Origin of the sequence: Bradyrhizobium sp. SZCCHNRI2009 (assembly GCF_032485115.1) — a bacterium.
Classification (GTDB): domain Bacteria; phylum Pseudomonadota; class Alphaproteobacteria; order Rhizobiales; family Xanthobacteraceae; genus Bradyrhizobium.
This window is the reverse complement of sequence record NZ_JAUEUH010000007.1, coordinates 372,584-398,035: the sequence shown is the minus strand read 5'-3', so window position 1 is coordinate 398,035 and position 25,452 is coordinate 372,584. Positions and strand designations below refer to the sequence as shown.

The window sequence follows — 25,452 nt, the reverse complement described above, 5'->3', positions numbered from 1 at the left end:
TCCTGATTGCCGAAACGCATTGGTTTTTGAGTCACACCAAAGCAGGCAAAACAGCAGATCAGGCCGCGATGTTCGACAACATCCGGTCATGCCCCATCGCATTTACATGTTGAGGCTGCGCGTCGAGAACCGCCGCCATTCCCGGTGCCGCCAAATGCGGCCATCGGCATCGCTCAGGTCGCGTCCGGTCGCGTCGACTTCTTCGATTTGCCGGCGCGCGCAGTGATCGGCTTCCTGGTGACAGGACGAATGCTCATCGGCCGCTCCGCGCGGCCCGATGACGCTGTCTGGCGCTCTGGCGGCCCGAATTGGGCGCGGCATGGCGGCGACAGCTCGGCCTTGCGGCGGACCATGCAGGCGGTGACACGATCGACATCGGGAATGTCGGAACTACAAAGCCGGAACGCATCGCCTGTGCACGCCTGCTCCTGCTCGGCGGTATAGGCCCGTGCGGTTACGGGGACTAACAGCGCGGCTAAAGCGATCAGTACGGCAGAGATGCATGGATCGAGATCAATCCCTCTCATCGCCCCCTCCCCCTCGTTGCCGCCAACTGTGATTGAAGGAGACCGGATTCGCAAGCAACGGCGCCACGCCGTGCTACCGATCCGTCGCAGCAAAACCGCAAGCGAGCGCACGACCGGCGATATATCCGTCGAAATACGGAGACGGGGCTCGGGCTTCCGCGACCAAAGCTCTGCGCCCACGCCCCGGCCCTGCGCGAGAGGTCGCGACGGGGCTACAAATCACGGCGCAGGATCAATGGGGCGCGGAGCACGGATGGAGGTGAGCTTGCGAACGGCACAGCGATGGGCGTGGCCATGGTACAGTTGGGTGGGCTCGAACCACCGACCTCCTGTTCCACAGACAGGCGCTCTAACCAACTGAGCTACAACTGCATCCGCATGGGACGGCCCACGAGGGGGCGTCCGAACGGGGCGGAAACTAGGTGCAACGGGCGAATTTGGCAAGGCCGAGAACGGATAAAGTCCCCTGCCGTGACGGCGTTTTTTGGACGCGGCTTCGGCCCGAACGAGCCCCCGTGCAAACGGTGAGCCCCAGAAAGCAAACCCGGCCGCGAACGCGCCCGGGTCATGGATCTCCCGCCGTCCATGCCGGCACACGGCCGTACCGCGCACCCGGCGAGACTTGAGGCTGGCCCTCAGGCCGCCGTCTTGAACAGCTTGGTGGCGCTTTCCTTGATCGGCTCGACCGTCTCGGCCGCAACCTTCTGGCCGAGCTCGCCGAGCTCCTTGGCCTGGGCCGTCAAGGTCTCGAACTGCTTGCGCGCGAAGCCCGTCCACAGCTCCATCGCCTCCGACGGCGACTTCACGCCGAACAGCTCCTGGGCGAAGTCGAGCGAAGCCGTGGTATTGGCCTTCGTGAATTCCATGACCTTGGACGAGTAGGCGCCGGCGCCCTTGCTGGCGTTGGCGAAGAAGGCCTCGATGGCCGAATTGTGGGTTTCCGCTGCGTCCTTGAACTTGGCGTAGTTCTCGCGGGCCTGCGACACGCCTTTTTCGGCGAACGCGCGCACCTGTTCAGGAACCTCGAACGGGATGATGGACGCGGAGAAAGGATCGGTGGCATTGGTCATGGCATGCATCCTTCGAAACATTGAGACTGGACCGTCCCGGCAATCGGGACGTCACTTCGGATCACGCAGAGGAACCGCCCCTGGGAGGTAACAACCTCGCGTAGAGCTATATCGTGGCGCTTTTGTGCAACGCAACGGAAATTCCACTATCAGGAACTGTTTGCCGCACCCGCTTCCAGATTTTTCGGGAGCGGAGAACGTTCCGTCAGGCCTTAGGCTTTGTGGCGTCGATCGCAACCTTGCCGATGGCCTGCCCCATTTCGCTTGCCTGCTCGGCGAGCGACCGCATCTGGCCCTGAACAAATTCGCCGTGCAGCCGCAGCACCTCGGGCAGGTCCTTGGCATGCACCAGCGATTGGGCGTAGTCGAGCGACGACTGGACGTTCTTTTCAGCGTAGGACAAGACCTTGGCGCCGATGTCCTTGGCCCCGGCCCGCACCGTCGTGCTGCGGTGTTCGAGCGAGCCGGCCGTCGCCTCCGCTCCAGCCAGGAACTTCTCGAACGTCTGACGTGCCTGGTTGAAGCCTGCCTCCGCCATCGCCCGCATGTCTTTCGGAATCTCGAATCGTCGCCCGTCGTCGGTCATGGTTCCCTCCTTCTGACGTCACGATTGGCTGGCGCCCTTAGCGCCTCGTCCTCGCGGTGACCGTCCCGTTGCCCGCGCAGCTCTCGACCTGCCCAGGTATCATCGTGGTCCCCAACAGGGGGATCGCCGCGATTCCGCGCGCTGCGGCTCACGAGGAACACATTAAGGTTATCCAAGCTTTAGCAGGACAGGAGCGCGGCCCCGCCGTGGACCTCGGCCCTCAAAACGCGCGATAGTAACGAATTCTTAACGCGACCAGTTCCGACCGCCGATCCGTCGGCCGATCAACATCACAAGAGCCGTTTGCCGTCGTCGCCCATGACCTACGCCGATCTCGAATTGCAGGCCCTCAGCGACCCCCGGCTGGCCGTCCACGCCGCCGGCAGTCTGCCGGCCTGGCTATGGTCGGCCGATGGCAGCCGTGTGCTGTGGGCCAATGCGGCCGGTGCGCGCGCCCTCGGCGCGGCGAGCGCAGCGGCGCTGATCGCTAAGACGCTCGGCCCTGCCGACGCGCATCGTCGCCAGGTCGCTCAATTGGGACGGCGGCTGCCCGAGACCGGCGCCTTGCGGCTCGAACGCCTCCGTGGCTTCGGCGCGCCGCTCGGCACGCTCGCGACCTGCGGCTGCGCCCGGATCGATCTGCCGGATGGCACGCGCGCGGTGCTGATCACCGGCACCGACGGGGGTGGACGTAGCTTCCCCCTGGCGGATCGCCTGAAGCGGCTCGTGGAGACGAGTGAGCATGCGCTGATCGCATTCACCCAGGACGGTCAGTTCGCCGGCATCAGTTCAGCCGGACGGCGCCTGTTTGGCATGCGCGACCTGAGCGAGCCGGATTTCGTCGGGATACGCAGGGCGGCGCTGGCCGATGGCATGGCCGAGGTGGCGTTCGGCACGGAGCGCGCAGCGCTCTACCGCATCGGCAGCGGCAACCAGGTCGGGCTGGTGGCCGTCCCGATGCCGGCCCCTGCCGAGGAGATCGAGGCGCCGGGCACGGCGCCAATACCTGAGCCAACCGCGGATGCCGCCCCGGCATCACCATCCCCCGTGGACGTTGCCGCTGGGCCCGCGGTCGTGACTTCGCCTCCTCTTCCGATGGATGCAATGACTGAACGCCAAACCGACGACGAATCCCCCGCGCTGTCGAACGAAGCGCCGGCCGAGTTCCTGCTGATCGACGATCCGGCCGAGGCCGACCTGTTCAAGGCGTCGGCGCCGCAAACGGAAGATCACGCGCATCCTGCCGATTCCGGCGCGGCCGACCCTTCAGTCGGCCGCCGCCATCCGCTCCGATTTTCCTGGCAGATGGATGCCGAGGGACGGTTCTCGATCGGCTCCGATGAATTCATCCGCCTGATCGGGCGGCACAGCGCCGCCAAGCTCGGCCGTCCCTGGCATGAGCTCACTGCATCGTTAGGCCTCGATCCCGAAGGGCGGGTCGGTGCCGCGATCGAAACGAAAGAGACCTGGAGCGGGATCGTCGTCAGCTGGCCCGCCGAGGGCGAGCGGCTTGCGGTCGAATTGTCGGGACTGCCTGTCCTGACGGACGAAAGAACCCATGCCGGCTATCGCGGCTTCGGCGTCTGTCGCGACCTCGACGCCCTGGACCGGCTGGCCGCACTGCGTCGCCCCGCATCGACCGATGCAGCCGCGACCGATGCTCCGGACGCCGACGAAACCGAACCTGCCCAATCCGACCATGTGCAGGCCGCAGATGTGCCGCCGCAGCAGGACAACGTCACTGCGTCATCGCGTGAGGCTTCCATTGCGCCGGACGTACACCACATCGACGGTATCGGGCTCGAAACGACCGGGAACGTGGTCCCGTTCCGCGCTCCGGGCGAGTCCAAGCATCCGGTGCTCACGCCGGTGGAGAACAGTGCGTTCCATGAACTCGCGCGTCAGCTGTCGGCCCGGCTCGAAGGCGAGATCCGCAACTCAGCCGCGGGCGTCGCGAGTGCGGCGCTCGAGCCGGGATCGCGCGTGAGCGATCCGTCGGTCCCGCCGCAGCAGCAGGCTCCGTCGGCGACGGAAACGGCGACCGATCATGGCGCGGAGCTGCAGACCGAATGGCTCAGCCCCGAGGAGCCGCCGGCCCAGGGCGACAGTCAGCGTGACCGCATCCTGCTCGACCTGCTGCCGACGGGCATGCTGATCTACCGGCTCGATCGGCTGCTCTATGGCAATCCGGCCTTCTTCAGGCAGATGGGCTACGCCGATCTTGCGGCTCTGGAGCAGGCAGGCGGGCTCGATGCGCTCTATGTCGAGCCGGGCGTGTCGTCCGCGTCGAACAAGTCGGAGGCCGGCACCCCCGTCACGATCTCGGCCGCCGACGGCTCCTCCAGCGAGGAGGTGAAGGCGGAAGCTCGCCTGTTCACGATCACCTGGGACGGCGATACTGCCCATGCCCTGATCTTCGCTCCGGCGCCCGGCACCGCAGCCGCGGTTCCGACGGCGGCCGACGCCGCACCGATGTCGGCGCCGGCCTCGGCTGCACCGGCCCCCCTGGTCGTGGCCCCGCCTCCGGCCGCCGGCCACGCCGAAGCCGAAGATCTTGCGGTGATCCTCGACGTCACAGCCGAGGGCATCCTGATGTTCGACGCCGGCGGCAACATCCACGCCTGCAACCGCAGCGCCGAGGCGCTGTTCGGCTACGATGGCGCGGCGCTGGTGCGCCGTAACCTGATTGAGCTGTTCGCGCCGGAAAGCGCCCGCCTCGTGCTCGATGACCTCGACAGCGTGCAGCAGGCCGGCGCGTCGAGCGGGCTCGATCAGGGCCGCGAGGTGCTCGGGAAGGTCGCTCAGGGCGGCGTCATTCCGTTGTCGATGGCAATTGGCCGGACCCGGCCCGGCGGTCCGAATTTCTTTGCCGTGTTCCGCGACCTGTCGCAACTCCATCGCGGCGACAGCGAATTGCTGCAGGCTCGTCGCGTGGCCGATCGGGCCGCCAACGCCAAGGCCGACATGCTGGCCCGGATCAGCCACGAGGCGCGCGCGCCGCTGAACGCGATCATCGGCTTTGCCGAGGTCATGATCGGCGAACGTTTCGGCACGATCGGCAACACGCGCTACGCCGAATACATGAAGGACATCCGCGCCTCGGGCGAGCGCGTCGTCTCCCTGATCGACGATCTCTTGGAGCTGTCGCGCATCGAGACCGGCAAGCTCGAGCTCACCTTCACCAGCCAGAACCTCAACGAGCTGGTGGAGAGCTGTGTCGCAGTGATGCAGCCGCAGGCCAACCGCGCCCGCATCATCATCCGCACCTCGCTGTCGCAACTGCTGCCGCCGGTCATCGCCGACACAAGGGCGCTGCGCCAGATCGCGATGAACCTGATCTCGGCCTCGATCTCGCTGGCAAATCCCGGCGGCCAGGTCATCGTCTCGACCGCGCTGACCGATTTCGGCGAGGTCGCGCTGCGCGTGCGCGACACCGGTCATGGCCTGAACGATCAGGAGGTGGCCGCCGCGCTCGAACCGTTCCGTGCGCCCTCGGCTTCCGAGCAAGGCCCCGATGGCGCCGGTCTCAGCCTGTCGCTCACCAAGGCGCTGGTCGAAGCCAACCGGGCGCAGTTTCATATCAAGGCGGCGCCGAAATCCGGCACGTTGATCGAGGTGGTGTTTCCCCGCGCCGTGGCGCGCAATCAGAGCACTGGTTGAGCCGATCCCGCCCGCCGCACGGCCAGTGACCGACGCTTGAGACCGAGCAGAAGCGGACCGAACACCAGGACGAAGCCGGCGAATGCGACGATCCAGGCCAACGCCGCGACGTGCAGCAGCACCTCGCCGTGCGCCGGCGCCACTGCGGCGCAGATCCGCGTCACCGCTGCGATGATGATCGCCAGATAGATCGCCTGGGTCGCGGGCGCGGCCGTCAGCGCCTGGCCGGTGTGGCCGAGCGTGGCCCGCGTCATCACGGAAAGCGTCGTGATGCCGGCGGCTCCGACCATCCAGGCATGCAGCCCGGCGCTGGGCAGAATCCATCCGAGGCTGGCGGCCGCCGTGAGCAGGAAGCCGAGCGGAACGAACATGTAACCGACATGCAGGATGACCAGCAGCCGTTCGCGCAAGGTGCGATCGCCGGCCCAGCGCGCGAGCCTCACCACATGCAACATGCCGGCCGCAGCCAGCGCGAGCGCGGTCGGCGCGCTCTCAGGAACCAGGATCCAGCCGAGCAGGCTCAGCGCGCTGAACAGCACGACCGCGATGTCGAAGCGGCCGAACGGCGCCGGCAGCCGGCCGGGATTGTGCTTGACCAGCCAGTTGCGCGTGAAGCTCGGCGTGATGCGGCCGCCGATCAGCGCGAGCAGCAGCACGATCACGGCAACGCCGACGCGGATCGCGTAATCGGCCGAGCCACGCAGATGGGCCTCGACGTGGAAGGCGATGTTGCCGGCGCACAGCACCGTGACGATCGCGACCACCGGCAGATTGCGCCAATTGCGCCCGGCGACGATCTCGCGCGCCGCGGCCAGGACGACGAGCACGAGGAAGCTCGCATCGATCAGCAGCGCGGCCCACCAGGGACCCAGCGCCGACACCGTGACGGCCAGTCGTCCGGCCGTCCATACGAGCACCAGGGTGAGCAGCGGCAGGCCCCGGATCGGCAGCCGTCCGGTCCAGTTCGGGATCGCCGTGAACAGGAAGCCGGTGACGATGGCCGGCAGGTAGCCGTAGAGCATCTCGTGCACGTGCCAGTCTCGGGGGACAAAGCCCGAGCTCAGCTTCAGCTCACCGTAAAAGGCCGGGAGCCAGATCAGGATCGCCAGCGCAGCCTGGAGCGCGCCGAGCAGGAAGAACGGCCTGAACCCGTTGGCGAGGACGGTCCAGCCCTGATAGTTGCGTGGAATGGCCATGTGCATGCTCGCTCGATGAAGGACGGGAACCGCACCGATCGCGGCGCTGTGCTTAACATGTAGTTGCGGGTCGCCCACCATGGCTTGCGCCAGCACAAACTTCCGACGGATCGCAAAAACGTGCTATTGAGCGCCGCAAAATTGAGCCGAATCCGGCCCCGGAGAACACCATGGCTTCCATCGACCGTTCGCTGGTCGCGCATCTGCCGCTGTTTGCAGGGCTGTCCGCTGAGGATCTCACGGACGTGCTGCGGGAAGCCCGCTCCCTTCGCGTGCCCCGCAACGGCGCGGTGTTCGAGCAGGGCGCCGATGCGACCTCGTTCTTCCTGCTGCTCCACGGTCATGTCCGCGCCAGCAAGACGACACCGACCGGCGACCAGATCGTGGTGCGCTATGTCGTGCCAGGGGACACGTTCGGCGTCGCCCCCGCCATCGGACTCCAACATTATCCGGCGACAGCGACCGCCGTCGATGACAGCATCGTGCTGGCCTGGCCGTCCGCCTCATGGCCGCGGCTGGTCGCGAAGTTCCCATCGCTGGCGGCGAACACGCTGCAGACGGTCGGCCAGCGGCTGCAGGAAACCCACGCGCGCGTGATCGAAATGTCGACGCAGCAGGTGGAGCAGCGCATCGCGCATGCGCTGCTTCGGCTCGCCAACCAGGCCGGCCGCAAGCTCGATCATGGCGTGCAGATCGATTTCCCGATCAGCCGGCAGGACATTGCGCAGATGACCGGGACGACGCTGCACACGGTGAGCCGCATCCTCTCCGGCTGGGAGCAGCTCGGCCTGGTCGAAAGCGGCCGTCAGAAGATCGTCCTGCGCGAGCCGCACAAGATCGTGCTGCTGGCGCAGCAGGGCGCCGGCGACGCGGCCGCATCCCGCACCTGATCACGTGCAGGCACACAGGGCCGCGAGGAACGCGTCGCGATCGACGCCATGCTCGTGGCAGGCATCCGCGACGTTGTGAAAACAGGCGATCGGGCAACCGACGCAACGCATCTGGAAAGCAAGAAAGACGCCGATCGTCTCCGGCCTTCGCCGCATGACATCGTCGACCAGTTCATCGAAGGAGATTGGCATGCGCGCCTCCATTCCAGCGCGAACGGTAGCGGGCATGCCCTTTGCGGTCTTTGTCGCGGCACAAGCACCGCGGCACCTCGACAGTCAGACCGCCCGGCTGTGCAGCTGCTTCGACGCGTCGAGATGCGCATCGAACGCCGCAGCGACGCTGCGCACCAGGAACCGGGAATGCTCGGTCACCGCGAGCGCACCGCCGTTGAGCTCGACCACACCGTCGGAGATCAGCGATTGCAGCCGCGGCGCCGATCTCAGCATGTCGTCGGTGTCCGTGCCATGGCGAGTGCAGATGACGTCGAGATCCACGCCGTAGTCGCACATGATGCGCTCGATGATGTCCGCCCGCAGGCGGTCGTCATCGGTCAGTCCATAGCCTTTAACGGTCGCGAGGCTGCCGGACGCGATCTTCTGCTCATAGGCCCGGACCTGCGGCGCGTTCTGGACATAGCCCTGCGGCAGCTGTCCGATCGCCGAGGCGCCGAAGCCGAGCAGCAGATCATTGGCATCGGTCGTGTAGCCCTGGAAATTACGATGCAGCCGGCCTTCGCGGAACGCGATGGTCATCGGGTCCGTGGGCAAGGCGAAATGATCGAGCCCGATCTGGACGTAGCCTGCGTCCTTCAGCGCGTCAGCAATCGCGCAGGACTGATCGTAGCGTTCCAGACTGTCCGGCAACGCCGAGTCCTGAATCTTGCGCTGGTGCGTCTTGAACGATGGCACATGAGCGTAGCCGAACACGGAGAGCCGGTCGGGGCGCAGGTCGATGGCGCGCCGGACGGTGTCGAGACACGACTCGACGTTCTGATGCGGCAGTCCGTAGATCAGGTCGAAGTTGATGCCGGCAACGCCGGCCTGACGCAACCCGTTCGTGGCCGCCGCAGTCTGCTCGAAGCTCTGCACCCGGTTGATCGCCTGCTGCACCCGCGGATCGAAACTCTGCACGCCCAGACTGGCGCGATTGACCCCGCTCACCCCCAGCGCCGCGATCATCTCCGCCGTCAGCGTGCGCGGATCAATCTCGATGGCGATCTCCGCCGATGGCAACACGAAAAAGGAATGGCGCAGCGATCCGACGAGATCGACGAAGGACTCCGGCGCCATGATGGTCGGCGTGCCGCCGCCGAAATGGATGTGCCCGACCTGCAGCCGCCGGCCGATCTGGCGCGCCACCATGTCGACCTCGCAACGTAGTGCCGATTCGTAGACCGCAATCGGCTCGTCGCGTTTGGCGACCATGGTGTTGCAGCCGCAATACCAGCACATCGAGCGACAGAAGGGCACGTGCAGGTACAACGATGCCGTCGCGCTTGCTGGTATCGCGCGCAGCCATTCTGCGTAGGTGGACGGGCCGACCGCGGTGGAGAAATGAGGCGCCGTGGGATAGCTGGTGTAGCGCGGGAGGCGCTCCTGTCCGTAGCATGCTGCAAGATCTGGTCTCATGTCCTGCCTGTCACCTGAGCGTGTCGACCTGGGGTTCGGAGGTTCTTGACACAAGGCAAGAGGGACGACCTTGAGCTTTCTCAAGGCGCGGCCGGCAGATACCCTGTTGGAGCAGTAGAACGCCGGTGATCACCGCGGACTTTGCGCTTCCTCAAAGTGGCCGGCTCATTTCCCGTCATCATTGATTCATCGACGATTCGAGGAAACCGCAATGGAAGCTCTGCAACTGCTGATCCGTTCATTTGCTCTCCTCGCCGGCATCCGCGGCCATATCCCCCAGTCCGACGGCTTCGAATCGTTCCGCGACGAGTCGGGGCCCACAGGCCTGCTCGGCAACATCGCCATGTTCATGACCACGGTGTTCTGCATCGCCGCGGCAGTGGCCTTCATCGTGTTGCTGGCGGTGCGCTGGCTGAGCTGACGAGTTCGGGAGCCCATCGTCGATCGGTCCAGAGCTGTGCTCTGAAGCGCGCATCATAGCGCCCGCGATTCTCGTGCCGTATGGGCAAACGGACAGATCCCATCTTATCGCGTCGTCGCGCGGGACAGTCCGGCCCGCTTTGCTCCGCACCCTGTCCGGCCTCCCAAGAAACTGCGCGCCGATGCAACTCATTCGCGCGCTGCGCGGGCGCAGCCGCGCCAAATTCGCTCAAAATCCGCCGCCTGATTCCGCAATTGCGAAGTTGCTTGTTGCAGCACAAACAAGCCGAGTTCCAACGGGAGCATGGTGATTGCGGCACTACAACAGATCCAATGAAGGAGCGATCCATGTTGACCCGCCGCACCGCCATGTTCAGTGCAGCCATCGCCGCGATGATGCTTGCGGCTCCCGCGATGGCCGAGGACCTCAAGCTGCCGCGCCAGAAGGTCGATCTGGTGGCTCCGCCGTTCGTGCATGCGCACGAGCAGGCGACGAAGCAGGGGCCCAAGATCATGGAGTTCAAGCTCGTGGTCCAGGAAAAGAAGATGGTGATCGACGAGAAGGGCACCACCTTCCAGGCCATGACGTTCAACGGCTCGATGCCAGGCCCGCTGATGGTGGTCCATGAGGGCGACTATGTCGAGGTGACCCTGGTCAATCCCGCGACCAACAGCATGCCGCATAACATCGACTTCCACTCCGCGACCGGAGCGCTGGGCGGCGGCGCGCTGACCCTGGTCAATCCGGGCGAACAGGTCGTGCTACGCTGGAAGGCGACGCGGACCGGCGTGTTCGTCTATCACTGCGCCCCCGGCGGACCGATGATCCCCTGGCATGTCGTCTCCGGCATGAACGGCGCCGTGATGGTGCTGCCGCGCGACGGTCTCAATGACGGCCGCGGACACGCGCTGCGCTACGATCGCGTCTACTACATCGGCGAGCAGGACCTCTACGTCCCGCGCGACGAGAAGGGAAACTTCAAGTCCTACGACTCGCCCGGCGAAGCCTATAGCGACACCGAGGAGGTCATGCGCAAGCTCACGCCGACCCATGTGGTGTTCAACGGCAAGGCCGGCGCGCTCACCGGAAAGAATGCGCTCACGGCCAATGTCGGCGAGAACGTTCTGATCGTGCACTCGCAGGCGAACCGCGACAGTCGTCCGCATCTGATCGGCGGCCACGGCGACTATGTCTGGGAGACCGGCAAATTTTCCAACGCGCCGGAGACCGGGCTCGAGACCTGGTTCATCCGGGGCGGCTCGGCAGGCGCCGCGCTCTACAAATTCCTGCAGCCCGGCATCTACGCCTACGTCACCCACAACCTGATCGAGGCGGCCAATCTCGGCGCGACGGCCCATTTCAAGGTCGAAGGCAAGTGGAATGACGACCTGATGACGCAGGTCAAGGCCCCGGCGGACATTCCGACCGGCACGACGAACTGATCGGCCCTGGGGGCCGGCGTATCCGGCCCCCACTCTCCTGAGTGTGCTGCCATGCTGCTCGCTTTCAAGCTCAAGCTCACCATCGCCTGCGTCGTCGGATTGGCTGGCCCGACCGCAATGGCACCGATCCTTGCCGATCTGCCAAACCGCGTTGCGGACTTCGACGGCCCCGCCCTCACCGAGATCGCACCTGGTACGATCAGCTACCGCGACTCCGGTGACCATCTCCGCAGCGGGCGGCAGGCCGAAGCGCCCATCACGACGGTCCGCTTTGATCATCCGCTGACGATCATGACGAACCAGGTCAGTGCCGCGGACTACCACGCCTGCGTCGAAGCGCATGCGTGCCGCGCGCTCGATCGCAACGTTCCCATCGCCAGCGATCGCCCGGCCGTGCAGGTGAGTTGGCATGACGCGGTGGCCTACGCCGAATGGCTCTCACACCGGACCGGCCACAGCTATCGTCTGCCGACCGATACCGAGTGGGCCTATGCAGCGGGCAGCCGCTTCAAGGACGATGGCGTCTCGATCGACGACGCCGATCCCTCCCGACGCTGGATTGCCCGCTACGAGCGGGAAGCCGCGCTGCAAGAGGACTCCGAGACGCGCGGCTTCGGCAGCTTCGGCATCAACGAGCACGGCATTGCCGACCTCGCGGGTAATGTCTGGGAGTGGACCTCGACCTGCTTCACACGCAAGATGCAGGATAGTGCAGGTCGCGTCACCAAGACCGTCAGCAATTGCGGCGTGCGGCTGGCCGAAGGCGCGCATCGAGCCTACGTGACCGACTTCATCCGCGACGCGCGCGCCGGCGGCTGCGCCTCCGGCACGCCACCTGCCAATCTCGGCTTCCGGCTGGTCCGCGAACAGCCCTCATGGAGCCGCAGCATGACGCAGCGTCTCAGCCGGCTCCTCGGCGCCATTCGCGCCTGACGCGGCGTGCTCAGCGTTAAGCACGCTCGACAGCAACCCACGCCGGTGCCGGATCGGCGGTGCCCTGACACTGGCACAAATGACAGTCACGCAAAATCAACTTTCGATTGCGAGATGCAAGCTACAAACGTTAGACAATTTTCGTTGAGAGACGCGATAAGCGGACCAGGAGGCGAGTGTGAATTCTCGACATCCGCCGGTCTTCTTCACGTCCGACCTGCATGGTTACGGAATTGGCAACACCAGCTGGTTCGACGACGATTCGCCCCGCGCACTGGCTGGACGCTGCCTCATCGACGCGCTCGAATATCTGCGGACGTCGCCTAAATTCGCCGCCAGGGACTGGCACGTGGTGAATGCGGGCGCGGCGCGTCTCGTGCACCAATGTCTCACGGACGGCGCGCTGGCGCGCAAGGATATTCTCGATCGCGTGGCTCCCGCCATCGAACAGGCTTGCGCACGGATCGTCGCGAGCCGCCAATATCGCATTCCGTTCTATGGCGACGACTTCTGGGACTGGGCCAGTGTGGTCGACGGTTTGTGCGAGGTGCAGCAGGTTTCGGTGACCGCGGCCCAGGTCGCAAGACGCGAGCTCGACCAGTTTCGCAGGACCGTCCACATCCGCATGCCGAGCGGTCTCTCGGTCGGCGACCCCGAGCACGAATGGTTCGGACCGGCGATCGCAACACGCGCCTATCGTCTGCTGGATTCCCGCGCATCGGGAATAGATCCCGACCTGCGCAACGAGTTGCAGGCGCAATCGCTCGAACGCATCGAGCGCGGCAGGTATCGCGGACGGCAGGTGACGCCGTGGCAATTGAGCTGGCACTACGGTCAGGTCGTCGGCGAATTCCAGCGCGCCGCAAGCGAGCAGGCGGCCGAGCTGGCTGATTTTGCCTGGCTCGCCGTTCCGCTCGAACTTGGCAAGCGCGCCCAGGTTCTCGCGCGCATCCTGCAAGGAGCCTACGCCGTCAAGGACCGCAGAACCGTCCTGCAGGCATTGGAGGAGCTCTACCGTTGCGAGACACCCGGCCGCCCGCTCGGCCAGGGCGTGATCGGCGCCGGCATCGAGGCCTCTCTGGACGTGCTGGAAGCGCTGTGGCAGCAGCTCGATGGTCGGGAGAAGGCCAGCATCAACGCGATGCTCGACGCGCTGCGATTTCTCCATGCCAAAGCCAACACGATCGGTTTCCTGGTCGAAACGCCGGAGGATATCGAAGCCCTGGTCCAGGCCATGGGCCCGGGCACACTGATTGAACAGCGCAACGCGGCGCGCGCCATCATCAGGCATTCCTGCTTCCATGCGGTCGTGTGCCTCGGGCGATCGATGGCCGAGGTGGCGAGCGCGGCCGCAGTGGCGATCGAAGAGCATGGGGCGCAGTGGCTGATCATGCCGGGACGGGCCGAAGCACTGGGCCCGAATCTTCCGCACGCGGCCCGCGGCCCGCGATTCGTCGGCGCCGGCCCCGGTGATCTCGTCATCGCCACCTCGGTCGCGCCATTCCGGATTCAGATCAAGCTGCGCGACGCGCTCAGCATTGCCGAGCCGCCCTTGGTCGATGACAGCGGAATGATCATTCCGGCCGATCCCGAGCTTTGCCGCCTCGCGCACGAGGCCGCGGATGGCATGCTGGATGACATCGGCGTGTTCTTCGAAGGAATGACGGTGACGTGCGATGGCGACGGCACGAATGCCGAGATCTCGGCAGCGTTTCCAGGCGCGCTTGCGACGGATAACATGGCCTATGCGATGGGGCTGATCTGCCTCAGCCGCAGTGTGCCGTGTCTCATCATTCAGGGGCTGGCGGAGACCGCGCAGTCCACTGCTGCGAGCCCGCCGCGGCGAGCGGCATGCCGGCTCGCCGTCAAGGTCGCGGAGATGCTGTGCCGGCGCTGGTAGCCGCGCCCTCAGGCATTCTTCAGCGCGACCCGGAACTCGGCTTCGGTCTTGGCCTTGACCTCGTCGAGCGTCACGCCGTCGGCGAGCTCGATCAGGGCCATGCCGTCATTGCCGTGCTTGTCGATCGTGAACACCGCCAGATCGGTCACCACCATGTCCACCACGCGCTCGCCGGTCAGCGGCAAGGTGCACTGCTTGAGCAGCTTCGGGCCGTCCTTGGCGCTGTGCTCCATGACCACGACCACGCGCTTGACGCCGGCGACGAGATCCATCGCGCCGCCCATGCCCTTCACCATCTTGCCGGGGATCATCCAGTTGGCGAGATCGCCGTTCTGGGCGACCTGCATGGCGCCGAGGATCGACAGGTCGATGTGGCCGCCGCGGACCATGGCGAAGGATTCGGCTGACGAGAAATAGCTGGTGATCGGCAGCTCGGTAACGGTCTGCTTGCCGGCATTGATGAGGTCGGGATCCTCCTCGCCCTCATAGGGGAACGGACCCATGCCGAGCATGCCGTTCTCGCTCTGCAGCGCGACGTCGACGCCCGGCGGAATGAAGTTGGAGACCAGCGTCGGAATGCCGATGCCGAGATTGACGTAGTAGCCGTCCCGCAGCTCCTTGGCGGCGCGCGCCGCCATCTGCTCTCGCGTCCAGGCCATCAGACTTCCTCCCCGGCTGCGGCGGCGGCTTCACGTTTGCGCACGGTGCGCTGCTCGATGCGCTTGAGCGCAGTTCCGACCTGGATGATGCGCTTCACGAAGATGCCCGGCGTATGAATGTGGTCGGGATCGATCTGGCCGGCCGGCAGCAGATGCTCAACCTCCGCGACCGTCACCTTGGCCGCAGTGGCCATCATCGGATTGAAGTTGCGCGCGGTCTTGCGGTAGACGAGGTTGCCGGCGGTGTCGCCCTTCCAGGCGTGCACGATCGCCAGATCGGCAAACAGACCGCGCTCCATCAGATATTTCTCGCCGTCGAACTCCCGCACCTCCTTGCCCTCCGCGACCAGCGTGCCGACGCCGGTCTTGGTGAAGAAGGCCGGGATGCCGGCGCCGCCGGCGCGGATGCGCTCGGCCAGGGTGCCCTGCGGGCAGAATTCGAGCTCCAGCTCGCCGGCCAGATATTGCTGGGCAAACAGCTTGTTCTCGCCGACATAGGACGAGATCATCTTCTTGATCTGCCGCGTCTCCAGCAGCCGGCTCAGGCCGATGCCGTCCACCCCGGCATTGTTGGAGATGACGGTGAGGTCCTTCACCCCGGACTCGCGAATGGCGTCGGACAGGGTTTCTGCGATGCCACAAAGACCAAACCCACCCGACATGATGGTCATGCCGTCCTTGAGGAGGCCGGCAAGGGCGGATTTGGCGTCCGGATAGACCTTGTTCATACGGGAATGACCTGATGGAGAGCGGCGACCGCGCGGATATCGACCGGATTATTAGGCGAAATCTTCGCAATGCGTCAATGATGCCTTCCCAACGCGCACATCCTGCTTTAGCTGTCGCACCAGCCTGCGCCTCCGTGGCGATCCGGAGTCCGGAATATCAGGGCTCCGCCGCAATCCGGCCACACCGGCGGCGTGGCCTTGAAAGCGTCAAGAAAGCGCATCAAGTTGTTGATGTTGGCAGTGGTTTTCGGCGCACCCTGCCCATCCCGCGTAACCAGCGATCCGACGATCCCAGGACATGTCCGTGACCATGGCCCAAGGAATGAGGCGCCTCGGCACACCGATCGCGGTGCTGCTGGGCATCGCGTTCGTGGCCCTGCTGGCGAGCTCCTGGCTGGTCAATCGCGAGGCACTGCGGCAGGCGGTGGAGAGCCAGATCCGCGCCGTGACCGGGCTCGAGCTCGTCGTCAAGGGACATATCGACGTCTCCTTGTTTCCGGGCAGCTATGTCTCGTTCCACGATGTCGGCCTGAAGGGCAGCGGCACCGCGGATCCGGCCCTGCGCGTCGACGTGCTGACCGCCAATCTGCAGTTGTTGCCGCTGCTGCTGCAGCGGTTCGAAATCGCCGATGTCATGATGCTGCGGCCGCAGATCAACGTCACCCGCGAGGCCGACGGCAACAGCAACTGGACGCCCTTCATCGAGACCATCGCGCGCACGATGCGTCCGGGGCCCGACAGCCAGATGTCGTTCTCCGAGATCCGCATTCAGGACGGCATCCTGGTCTACGAGGACACCGACCACCACGCGTCCGAGCGGCTCGACGATATCGACCTGTCGCTCGCCTGGCCGTCGATCTCGCGCTCGTTCGCGGCGACCGGGCAGTTCGATTGGCGCGGCCAGCGCATCGAGGGCTCCATCAGCGTCAGCGACTTCCTGGCTGCGCTGTCGGGGGACCGGTCCGGCTTGAAGATGCGGCTCGCCAGCGCGCCGCTGAAGGTCGCCTTCGACGGCACGGTCGCGAACCGCACCAGCGCGCTGATGGAAGGCATGCTGACGGTGGATAGCCCGTCGCTCCGCGATGCGCTGCGCTGGACGGGGCAGACGCCGCTCGGCGGCGGCGGCTTCGGGCGCTTCGCCTTGCGTGCCCGCGCCAACGTGGTCGGCGCCTCGATCGCCCTCACCAATGTCAACGTCGAACTCGACGGCAATACCGCCGAAGGCGTGATGACCTACGCCAATAACGGCCGGCAGACGCTGCAGGCGACGCTGGCGGCCGACGCGCTCGACTTCACCCCCTACATCTCGACGGTCCGGCTGCTGGCCAATGGGGCCCGCGACTGGAATCGGCAACTCTTCGACCTCAAGGCCTTGTCCACCACTGACCTCGACATGCGGCTATCGGCCGCAAAGGTCACGGTCGGCTCCTCGAAAATCGGACGCACGGCCTTCGGCGCCAACCTGCGCAACGGCGTGCTCGCCCTCTCGGTCGGCGAGGCTCAGATGTATGGCGGCATCGTGCGCGGCTCGTTCGGAATCGCCCGTGCCGACACCGTGGCCGACGTGAAGGCTGAGCTGCAATTCAACGATGTCGATCTGCAGGCCTGCGCGAACGAGATGTTCGGCGTGTCGTCGCTGTCGGGACGCGGCAATCTCAACGTCTCGCTGACGGCTTCGGGCTCGAGCCCGTTCGGGCTCGCCCAGTCGCTCGACGGCAGCGCCAACCTGCAGGGCCGCGATGGCGCGATCTCCGGCTTCAACGTCGAGCAGCTCCTGAAGCGCCTCGAGCGCAGCCCGCTGTCGCGCGGCGGCAATTTCCGCTCCGGTTCGACGCCTTACGATTCGCTGACGATCGCGGTCAAGTTCTCCGAGGGTATCGCGACCGCAGAGGACATCCGCGTCGAGAGCCCGACCGCGCGCATCACGATGACCGGTACGGCCTCGGTGCCGACACGGGAATACGATTTCAAGGGCGTCGCGAGCCTGCTGTCGTCCGGCAACGGCAGCAACGGCTTCGAACTGCCTTTCGTTGTCCAGGGCCCCTGGGAAGATCCACTGATCTTTCCCGATCCGGAAAGCCTGATCCGCCGCGCTCCGGCCGCCGCCCCTCTGCTCGATGCGGTCAAGGACCGCAAGACGAGGGATGCGGTGCGCTCGGTGTTGGAACGATTCACCGGCGGCGGATTGCGCCCGGCGCAGCCAGACACTGCGCCGCAGGCTGACGCTCCGACGGGCGACCCTCCCACCAAGCAGAACTGACCGACGCGGCTTGCTTCGCGTGCCGATACGCGGCCGCCGTCACGACCTATGTCTGATATATTACTTCTGGATCACGTCGGGTCCCTGGGCTAGTGTCCGGCCGCAACCGATCAAGCAAGATCGGCGGATCAGGGAGAGACACGTGAAATCCAGGGGAATGGGTGCGCTTTCGATCGCAGTCGCAGCCGCCGGGCTTTTTTGCGCTGCAGCACCAGCCATCGCTCAGGACACCATCACGATCTGGTGGAGCAAGGGCTTCTACAAGTCCGAGGACGATGCGCTGCTCAACGTCGTCAAGAAGTTCGAGGCCAAGACCGGCATCAAGGTCGAGCTGTCGCAATACGCGATCCAGGACATGATTCCGAAGACGGTCGCCGCGCTCGATTCGGGCACCGTGCCCGACGTGGCCTATGCCGACACCTACGACGTTCAGGCCCAGGGCAAGTGGGCCTACGAAGGCAAGCTCGAGGATCTCACCGACATCCTGGAGCCGATGAAGTCGGCGTTCGCTCCGAACACGCTCGAGACCGCCTACCTCTACAACAACGTCACCAAGAAGAAGGCCTATTACGGCTTCCCGCTGAAGCAACAGAGCATGCACGTCCAGATCTGGGGCGACCTGCTGAGCAAGGCCGGCTTCAAGCAGAGCGACATCCCCACCAAGTGGGAAGACTACTGGACGTTCTGGTGCGACAAGGTGCAGCCGGCGGTCCGCAAGGCCACCGGCCAGCGCATGTATGGCGTCGGTCAGCCGATGGGCGTGGAATCCACCGACTCGTTCCAGTCGTTCTACACCTTTATGGACGCCTACAACGTCAAGCTGGTCGACGACGACGGCAAGCTGCTGGTCGACGACCCCAAGGTGCGCGACGGCCTCGTCAAGGCGATGAAGGATTATACCGACACCTACATCAAGGGCTGCACGCCGCCCTCGTCCACGACCTGGAAGGATCCGGACAACAACGTCGCGTTCCACAACAAGACGATCGTGATGACCCACAATTTCACGATCTCGATCGCGGCCAAGTGGTTCGAGGACTCCACCAACCCGGCGCTGACGCCCGAGCAGCGCGCGGCCGGCAAGAAGGCCTATGAGGAGGACATCATCACCGCGTCCTTCCCCAACAAGCCGGACGGCACGCCGATCAAGTACCGCTCCGACGTCAAGACCGGACTGATCTTCGCCAATGCTCCTCACAAGGCGCAGGCCAAGGAATTCATCAAGTTCCTGATGCAGGAGGAGAACCTCGGCCCCTACATCGAGGGCGCGCTGGGCCGCTGGTTCCCGGTGACGACCGCAGGCCAGAAGAGCCCGTTCTGGCAGGCCGACCGCCATCGCAAGGCCGTTTACACCCAGTTCACCGGCGGCACGACGCCGTTCGACTTCACCAAGAACTACAAGTTCACGATCCTCAACAATGAGAACGTCTGGGCCAAGGCGATGAACCGCGTGGTCAGCGAGAAGGTGCCGGTCGAGAAGGCCGTCGACGAGCTGATCGCGCGGCTGAAGGAGGTCGCCGGCTAGTCTCTCGCCTCGCGAGGCACTAGCTCGAGATCCTGACAACGACAACAAAACCCGGCCGCAGCGCATGCGGCCGGGATGGCTTATAGGCGGGAAGAGACGACCCGGGAAAAACGACCATGGCGATCACGCTCTCAGCTTCCGATTCCGCACTCGCGGAGGCGCCGCGCCCGGTGCTGCTCACACCGTCACAGGTGTGGGGCATCGTCATGCTTGCCCCCTATCTGCTCGTCTTCCTCGCCTTCGTCGTCTATCCCGTCGGCTACGGCCTGTGGCTCGCCCGGGAGCCGGCCAGCTACGTCGCGCTGTATAACGACCCCATCTTCGCGCGCGCCGCCGTCAACACGCTGATCTTCCTTGTGGTCGGCATCAATCTGAAGATGGTGATCGCACTGTTCCTGTCCGGCTTCTTCATTCAGCAGCGCGGCTGGATCAAATGGCTGTCGGTCATCTTCATCCTGCCCTGGGCGGTGCCTTCGATCCCGACCATCCTGTCGGTGCGCTTCATGCTCAATCCCGAATGGGGCGTGGTGAACCAGCTGATCTTCAAGTTCACCGGCGAAGATGGCCCCAACTGGCTGAACGACCCGACGGTCGCGCTGTCGATGGCGATCGGCATGCACATCTGGAAGTCGCTGCCGTTCTGGACCTTGATCCTGATGACCGGGCGGCTGGCGATTTCGCACGATTTGTTCGAGGCCGCCGAGGTCGACGGCGCCACCTGGTGGCAGAAGTTCCGCTACATCACCTGGCCGTCGATGCAGACGCTCTACGTCACCTGCACGCTGCTCTCGATGATCTGGACGCTCGGCGACTTCAACAGCGTGTATCTCCTGACCGGCGGCGGTCCGGCCGATCTCACCCACGTGTTGGCGACACTCGGCATCCGCTATCTCCGGCTCGATCAGCTCAGCCTCGCGATGGCCTCGATCGTCTGCGCGATGCCGCTGGTGCTCCCCCTAGTCTATTTCATGATGAAGCGGTTGTCGCGATGAAGCTCCCCACCCTGCGCGAAGTCGGCACCGAGGCCCGGCTGCTGCTGATCGGCATCCCCGTCTTCATCTGGACGATGATCCCGATCTACCACATGTTCCTGTTCGCGATCTCGCCGAAGGAGGACGCGTTCTCGGGCAAGCTGTGGCCGGACCATCCGACGCTGCACAATTTCTCGATCGTGTTCCATCAGCAGCATTACTTCCTGCGCGACTTCTGGATCCAGTTCGGCAACTCCGTCATCATTGCCGCCGCCGTCGGCGCGCTGACCCTGGTGATCGCGACTTGCGCGGCTTACGCCATCTCGCGCCTGCGCGTGCCCGGCAGCCGGGTGGTGATGAACCTCGCGCTGTTCACCTATTTCATCCCGGCGGCGTTCCTCGCGGTGCCGATGTATCGCACCATGGGCAAATACGGCCTGCTCAACAACGACTGGTCGCTGATCCTGGCGATGGTGACGATTGCCTCGCCCTACGCGATCTGGGTGCTGAAACAGGCCTCCGACAAGCTGCCGGTCGAGCTGGACGAGGCCGCCGTCATGGATGGCGCCAGCCCGCTGCAGATCTTCCGCCTCGTCTATGTGCCGCTGATGATGCCCTCGCTGGTCGCGATCGGAACCTATGCGGTGCTGCTGGCCTGGAACGAGTACCTCTACGCGTTCCTCCTGCTGTCGAACGACAAGGATATCACGCTGCCCGTGGCGCTCGGCAACTTCCTGGCCGCCGACGATTCGCCGTGGGAGCTCCTGATGACCACCGGCTTCATCTACGCGCTGCCGCCCGCGGCGGTCTATTATGCCTTCAAGCGCTACATGGTGGGCGGCCTGACCGCCGGCGCCGTGAAGTCGTGACGGAGCGATGAGGGTCGGATTTCGTCAGGGACGGTTCGCCGACGCTTCGCGGCCGAACTGGGACGACGACGGGCCGCGGCCCATCGACTGGTTCGCCTGGTATCCGGCCGCGGATAGCGCGATCGAAGCAGCGCTTCCGGTCGCCCCATGGCCGCAAGGATGGTTCGAGGCGGGACCTGCGGCGCTGGATGCGCCGCTCGGTCCCAACGGGACTTGCCCGCTCGTCGTGTATTCGCATGGCACCGGCTGCAACGGCCTGCAGTTCGAATGGCTGGCGCGCGAGCTGGCGTCCCGCGGCTTCGTCGCGGTCGCCGTCAATCATCATGGCAACAGCAACGCTGAGCCCTACCGGGCAGAGGGCTTCCTCTGCTCATGGGAACGCCCGCGCGACATGTCCTTGCTGATCGACCACATCGCCACTCATCCCAATTTCGAAGGCCGTATCAACCCCGACCGCATCTACGCCGTCGGCTATTCGCTCGGCGGCGTCACCGCCACCGCCTTGCTCGGCGCCATCATGCTCCGCTCGCCGTTCGAACCAGGCGCCAATCTGGGCCGCGGACCGCGCGAGTTTCCCGATCTCGTCGATCATCTGCCGCGGCTGATGGAGAAGAGCCAGATCTTCCGCGACTCCTGGGGGCGGATGTCGGCCTCCTATCGCGATCCCCGCATCAAGGCTGCGCTGCTGCTGGCGCCGGGCCGATCGGTGCAGGGCTTCTCCGACGAGAGCGTCGCCGCGATCAGCGTACCCGCACGCATCATGGTCGGCGGTGGGGACGCCCTGCTGCCATCCGCGCGCTGGCTGCATGAGCGGCTCAGCGGCAGCACCTTTGATGTCGTTGCCGACGAGGCCGGCCACTATGTGTTCCTGCCGAAGAGCACCGCGCTCGGACGCAGCGCCGACCCGGCGTGCTGCGTCGATCCGCCGTCGGTCGACCGCGGCGCGATCCACCGCACGGTTGTGGCCGCCGCGTTGCATCTGTTCGAGGCCTGAGCGACGCTGCCGCAGCATTCTCCGTCATTTTGAGCGTAGCAAAGCAATCCAGAGTCCTGGCGCGGCCCTGGATTGCTTCGCTACGCTCGCAATGACGACTTCTATAGTGGCGCAGCGCTCTCGCCGCGATCACTCGACAGCTTTGAAGCTAACGACGCCACGACGATCACCACGGCAATCAGCCCGATCACCAGCGTGCAGATCGCGTTGATCTCCGGCTTCACCCCGAGCCGTACTTCCGAATAGATCCGGATCGGCAGCGTCGCCGAGCCCGGGCCGGTGGTAAAGCTCGCGATCACGAGATCGTCGAGCGACAGCGTGAAGGCGAGCATCCAGCCGGCGACCACCGCCGGGGCGATCAGTGGCAAGGTGACCATCACGAACGCGCGCAAGGGATCGCAGCCGAGGTCCATCGCGGCTTCCTCCAGGCTGCGGTCGAGCGAGACCAGCCGCGACTGTACGATCACCGCAACGAAGCACATCGTGAGGGTCGTGTGGGCGAGCGTCACCGTCCAGAAGCCGCGCTCGGCCTCCAGCGCCACGAACAGCAGCAGCAGCGACAGGCCGGTGATCACCTCGGGCATCACCAGCGGCGCATACAGCATGCCGGAGAACAGCATGCGGCCGCGAAATCCCTGGCCGCGCGACAGCGCCACCGCGGCAAGGGTGCCGAGCAAGGTCGCCACCGTCGCCGAGGTGGCGCCGACCTGCAGGCTCATCCAGGCTGCATCGATCATCGCGCGGTCGTTGAAGAACTCGTGGTACCAGCGCAGCGACCAGCCGCCCCAGACCGTGACCAGCCGCGAGGCGTTGAACGAATAGATCACCAGGATCAGGATCGGGAGGTAAAGAAAGGCGAGCCCAAGCGTCAGCGAGGCGACGTTGAAGCGCGACAGGCGGGAGGGATTAGGCACGATCTCCTCCTCCCTCAATCCCAGTGAAACCCTCTCCGTTCCCTCCCCCCTTGTGGGGGAGGGTCAGGGAGGGGGGCACCCAGCAAAGACCGCCGATGCGGACCCCCACCCCCAACCCCTCTCCGCAAGGGGGAGGGGAGCGAGAGAACGTGCCTTGCTGTACGCCATCCATCACCTGCTCTCCTCCAACTGCCGGCGCTGCAGCCGGTCGTAGAGCAGAAGCGGAAGCAACAGCACGACCAAGAGGACCACGGCGATGCTGGAGGCCACCGGCCAGTCCTTGTTGGTGAAGAATTCAAGCCACAGCGTCTGGCCGATCATCAGCGATTTCGAGCCGGCGAGCAGATCGGGAATGACGAACTCGCCGACGATCGGAATGAAGCACAGCAGCGCGCCGGCGCCGACACCCGGCAGCGACAGCGGAAACGTCACCAGCCAGAAGGTCTGGCGCGGCGAGGCGCCGAGATCGGCGGCGGCCTCTTCCAGGGCCGGCTCCAGCTTCGTCAGCGTCGCAAACAGCGGCAGGATCATGAAGGGCAGATAGGAATAGACGATCCCGACATACATCGCGCTGTCCGTCGACAGCCACACCACCGGCGCGGACACCAGATGCAGCGCGAGCAGGATCTGGTTCAACAGGCCGTCATGCTGCAGGATGTTGACCCAGGCATAGATGCGAATCAGGAACGAGGTCCAGAACGGGACGATGACCAGCATCATCGCGATGCCCTGCCAACGCCTGGGCAGCCGCGCCATGCCATAGGCGATCGGGTAGCCGATCAGGAGCAGGATCGCGGTCGACGTCGCCGCGACGACGACGCTGCGCAGATAGGACGCGAGATACAGATCGTCCGACAGCAGCAGACGGAAATTGTCGAGCGACAGCGCCGCAAATGCATCCCGAAGCGACGACAAACCATCAGCCAGCGAGAACACCGGCGTATAGGGGGGCTGCGCGATCGCAGTCTGCGACAGGCTGATCTTGGCGACGAAGGCGAACGGCACCAGGAAGAACAGCACCATCCAGACGTAAGGCGCGATCGCCGCAAATCGCGCCGGACGCGAGAAGATGCGGCGCGCGCTCATCGCTCCAGCACCACGCAATCATCGGGCGTGAACCAGGCCACGACGCGCTGGTTCAGCCCATAGCCGTCGGCGTCGAGCCGGGCCGTGTTGGCTTGCGACGCGTGCAGGACAGCGCCGCCGTCGAGCTTGATCTTGTACACGGTCTTGCCGCCGAGATAGCTCGCATCGGAAATGGCGCCCTCGACACAGTTGATCGCTGCGGCATCAGCCGCCGGCCGGCGAAGCGCGAGGCGGATCTTCTCGGGACGGATCGCGACTGCGACCTTGCTCTCGCTGATCGGAGTGACGGGTTGCGCCGCGGCGAGCTCGCCGGCAGCGGCGGTCGTGATCCGGAGCCGGTGCGACTCACGCGCGGTCACCTCGCCCTCGAACAGGTTGATGTCGCCGACGAACTCCGCGACCCACCGCGACACGGGCTCTTCATACAGGCGGCGCGGTGCAGCGACCTGCTCGAGCCTTCCCGCGTTCATTACCCCGATCCGGCTCGCCACCGTCATCGCCTCCTCCTGGTCGTGGGTGACGATGATGAAGGTCATGCCGAGCTTGCGCTGCAGCTCCATCAGCTCGAACTGCGTGCTCTCGCGCAGCTTCTTGTCGAGCGCCGCCATCGGCTCATCGAGCAGCAGCACCTTCGGCCGGCGCGCCAGCGAGCGTGCCAGCGCGACGCGCTGCTTCTGTCCCCCGGACAGTTGATCGGGCTTGCGCTTCTCCAGGCCTTCGAGCCGGACCAGCGCCACCATCTCCGCGACGCGGGTGGCGATCTCGGCGCGCGGCATGCCGGCGCGCTTCAGGCCGAAGGCGATGTTGTCGCGCACGTTCAGATGCGGGAACAGCGCGTAGTTCTGGAACATCATGTTGACGGGCCGCTGATGCGGCAGCACCTGCGCGATCTCCTCGCCCGATAGCAGGATGCGCCCTTCATCCGGCGTCTCGAAGCCGGCCAGCATGCGCAGCAAGGTCGTCTTGCCGCAGCCGCTGGGGCCGAGCAGCGCGAAGAACTCGCCGGCTCGGATGTCGAGCGAGACGCCGTCGACGGCGCGGAAGCTGCCGAAGGTCTTGACGACGTTCTCGATCCGCAGGATCGGCGGCTGAGGATCGGGGCGCGGTTCCGGCAGTGGTGATGCCGCCGGCTCCTCGGCGGGCGCTGGATTTGCGATGTCGTCAGCCATGTCCTGATCAAATCACCCTGCCC

22 protein-coding genes and 1 tRNA gene are annotated in these 25,452 nt (G+C 65.4%); 11 read left to right on the top strand and 12 right to left on the bottom strand.

The genetic code is table 11. The annotated features are described in order from the left end of the window. Positions 1-173 precede the first annotated feature (173 nt). The 4 genes from QX041_RS25355 to QX041_RS25340 form a co-directional block, all read right to left on the bottom strand. Positions 174-527 carry a hypothetical protein gene (locus tag QX041_RS25355; RefSeq protein ID WP_316166898.1) on the bottom strand — a complete coding sequence of 118 codons (354 nt, stop codon included), beginning with the start codon at positions 525-527 and terminating at the stop codon, positions 174-176. 295 nt (positions 528-822) lie between these two features. After that, positions 823-899: transfer RNA gene (locus QX041_RS25350), tRNA-His, on the bottom strand. A gap of 263 nt (positions 900-1,162) precedes the next feature. After that, complete coding sequence (locus QX041_RS25345; RefSeq protein WP_315717527.1) at positions 1,163-1,597, bottom strand: phasin; 435 nt, start codon at positions 1,595-1,597, stop codon at positions 1,163-1,165. Between the two features lie 205 nt (positions 1,598-1,802). Continuing rightward, entirely contained in the window at positions 1,803-2,183 is a 381-nt protein-coding gene (locus tag QX041_RS25340) for a phasin family protein (RefSeq protein WP_315755002.1), read from the bottom strand. A 318-nt stretch (positions 2,184-2,501) separates the two neighbouring features. On the opposite strand from QX041_RS25340, the gene QX041_RS25335 reads away from it, so the two are divergent. Further along, entirely contained in the window at positions 2,502-5,843 is a 3,342-nt protein-coding gene (locus QX041_RS25335) for a PAS domain-containing protein (protein WP_316166892.1), read from the top strand. Here the strand turns inward: QX041_RS25335 and QX041_RS25330 are convergent. Further along, complete coding sequence (locus tag QX041_RS25330) at positions 5,828-7,039, bottom strand: NnrS family protein (RefSeq protein WP_316166891.1); 1,212 nt, start codon at positions 7,037-7,039, stop codon at positions 5,828-5,830. The two genes, QX041_RS25335 and QX041_RS25330, sit on opposite strands and share 16 nt — an antisense overlap. A 170-nt stretch (positions 7,040-7,209) precedes the next feature. Here QX041_RS25330 and QX041_RS25325 point away from each other — a divergent pair, with 170 nt between their 5' ends. Beyond that, on the top strand, positions 7,210-7,929 hold the full coding sequence (locus tag QX041_RS25325; protein WP_315754997.1) for a Crp/Fnr family transcriptional regulator: 720 nt from the start codon (positions 7,210-7,212) through the stop codon (positions 7,927-7,929). On the opposite strand, the gene QX041_RS25320 is transcribed toward QX041_RS25325, so the two are convergent. Then, positions 7,930-8,121: a DUF1858 domain-containing protein gene (locus tag QX041_RS25320; RefSeq protein ID WP_315810649.1), complete on the bottom strand. Its 192-nt coding sequence runs from the start codon at positions 8,119-8,121 to the stop codon at positions 7,930-7,932. Positions 8,122-8,205: 84 nt separating this feature from the next. Then, entirely contained in the window at positions 8,206-9,558 is a 1,353-nt protein-coding gene (hemN, locus tag QX041_RS25315) for an oxygen-independent coproporphyrinogen III oxidase (protein WP_316166889.1), read from the bottom strand. Positions 9,559-9,769: 211 nt separating this feature from the next. On the opposite strand from hemN, the gene QX041_RS25310 reads away from it, so the two are divergent. The 4 genes from QX041_RS25310 to QX041_RS25295 all read left to right on the top strand — a co-directional run bounded on the left by QX041_RS25310 (position 9,770) and on the right by QX041_RS25295 (position 14,254). After that, a complete protein-coding gene (locus tag QX041_RS25310) occupies positions 9,770-9,979 on the top strand; it encodes a hypothetical protein (protein ID WP_315826714.1) in 210 nt (69 codons plus the stop codon). Positions 9,980-10,326: 347 nt separating this feature from the next. Then, a complete protein-coding gene (gene nirK / locus QX041_RS25305; protein WP_315754991.1) occupies positions 10,327-11,421 on the top strand; it encodes a copper-containing nitrite reductase in 1,095 nt (364 codons plus the stop codon). Between the two features lie 51 nt (positions 11,422-11,472). Then, positions 11,473-12,354 carry a formylglycine-generating enzyme family protein gene (locus tag QX041_RS25300; RefSeq protein ID WP_315754989.1) on the top strand — a complete coding sequence of 294 codons (882 nt, stop codon included), beginning with the start codon at positions 11,473-11,475 and terminating at the stop codon, positions 12,352-12,354. Between the two features lie 178 nt (positions 12,355-12,532). Continuing rightward, a complete protein-coding gene (locus tag QX041_RS25295) occupies positions 12,533-14,254 on the top strand; it encodes a hypothetical protein (protein WP_316166887.1) in 1,722 nt (573 codons plus the stop codon). An 8-nt stretch (positions 14,255-14,262) separates the two neighbouring features. Here the strand turns inward: QX041_RS25295 and QX041_RS25290 are convergent, their stop codons facing one another. Together QX041_RS25290 and QX041_RS25285 are read right to left on the bottom strand one after the other, a co-directional pair. Further along, on the bottom strand, positions 14,263-14,913 hold the full coding sequence (locus tag QX041_RS25290; protein ID WP_315717539.1) for a 3-oxoacid CoA-transferase subunit B: 651 nt from the start codon (positions 14,911-14,913) through the stop codon (positions 14,263-14,265). Further along, a complete protein-coding gene (locus tag QX041_RS25285; RefSeq protein ID WP_315717540.1) occupies positions 14,913-15,641 on the bottom strand; it encodes a CoA transferase subunit A in 729 nt (242 codons plus the stop codon). Before QX041_RS25285 ends, QX041_RS25290 begins: the two co-directional genes overlap by 1 nt. 310 nt (positions 15,642-15,951) lie before the next feature. Between QX041_RS25285 and QX041_RS25280 the strand changes: the two genes are divergently transcribed. The 5 genes from QX041_RS25280 to QX041_RS25260 all read left to right on the top strand — a co-directional run bounded on the left by QX041_RS25280 (position 15,952) and on the right by QX041_RS25260 (position 22,260). Further along, the gene (locus tag QX041_RS25280) at positions 15,952-17,901 is read left to right on the top strand and encodes an AsmA family protein (protein ID WP_315810648.1); all 1,950 of its coding nucleotides are present in this window, start codon (positions 15,952-15,954) and stop codon (positions 17,899-17,901) included. Between the two features lie 142 nt (positions 17,902-18,043). Next, positions 18,044-19,426: an ABC transporter substrate-binding protein gene (locus QX041_RS25275; RefSeq protein WP_315717541.1), complete on the top strand. Its 1,383-nt coding sequence runs from the start codon at positions 18,044-18,046 to the stop codon at positions 19,424-19,426. A gap of 116 nt (positions 19,427-19,542) precedes the next feature. Next, positions 19,543-20,418: a sugar ABC transporter permease gene (locus tag QX041_RS25270; protein ID WP_315826712.1), complete on the top strand. Its 876-nt coding sequence runs from the start codon at positions 19,543-19,545 to the stop codon at positions 20,416-20,418. Then, the gene (locus QX041_RS25265; protein WP_315717543.1) at positions 20,415-21,266 is read left to right on the top strand and encodes a carbohydrate ABC transporter permease; all 852 of its coding nucleotides are present in this window, start codon (positions 20,415-20,417) and stop codon (positions 21,264-21,266) included. Before QX041_RS25270 ends, QX041_RS25265 begins: the two co-directional genes overlap by 4 nt. Positions 21,267-21,273: 7 nt before the next feature. Then, positions 21,274-22,260 (top strand): alpha/beta fold hydrolase, encoded by a 987-nt coding sequence (locus QX041_RS25260; RefSeq protein WP_316166885.1) that lies wholly within the window; start codon positions 21,274-21,276, stop codon positions 22,258-22,260. A 101-nt stretch (positions 22,261-22,361) separates the two neighbouring features. On the opposite strand, the gene QX041_RS25255 is transcribed toward QX041_RS25260, so the two are convergent. The 3 genes from QX041_RS25255 to QX041_RS25245 form a co-directional block, all read right to left on the bottom strand. Beyond that, positions 22,362-23,174, bottom strand: a complete 813-nt coding sequence (locus QX041_RS25255) for an ABC transporter permease (protein WP_315826711.1) — start codon at positions 23,172-23,174, stop codon at positions 22,362-22,364. 171 nt (positions 23,175-23,345) lie between these two features. After that, positions 23,346-24,260, bottom strand: coding sequence for an ABC transporter permease (locus QX041_RS25250; RefSeq protein ID WP_315753900.1), 915 nt, complete (start codon positions 24,258-24,260; stop codon positions 23,346-23,348). Beyond that, positions 24,257-25,429: an ABC transporter ATP-binding protein gene (locus QX041_RS25245; protein WP_315717547.1), complete on the bottom strand. Its 1,173-nt coding sequence runs from the start codon at positions 25,427-25,429 to the stop codon at positions 24,257-24,259. Before QX041_RS25245 ends, QX041_RS25250 begins: the two co-directional genes overlap by 4 nt. Between the last annotated feature and the right edge of the window lie 23 nt (positions 25,430-25,452).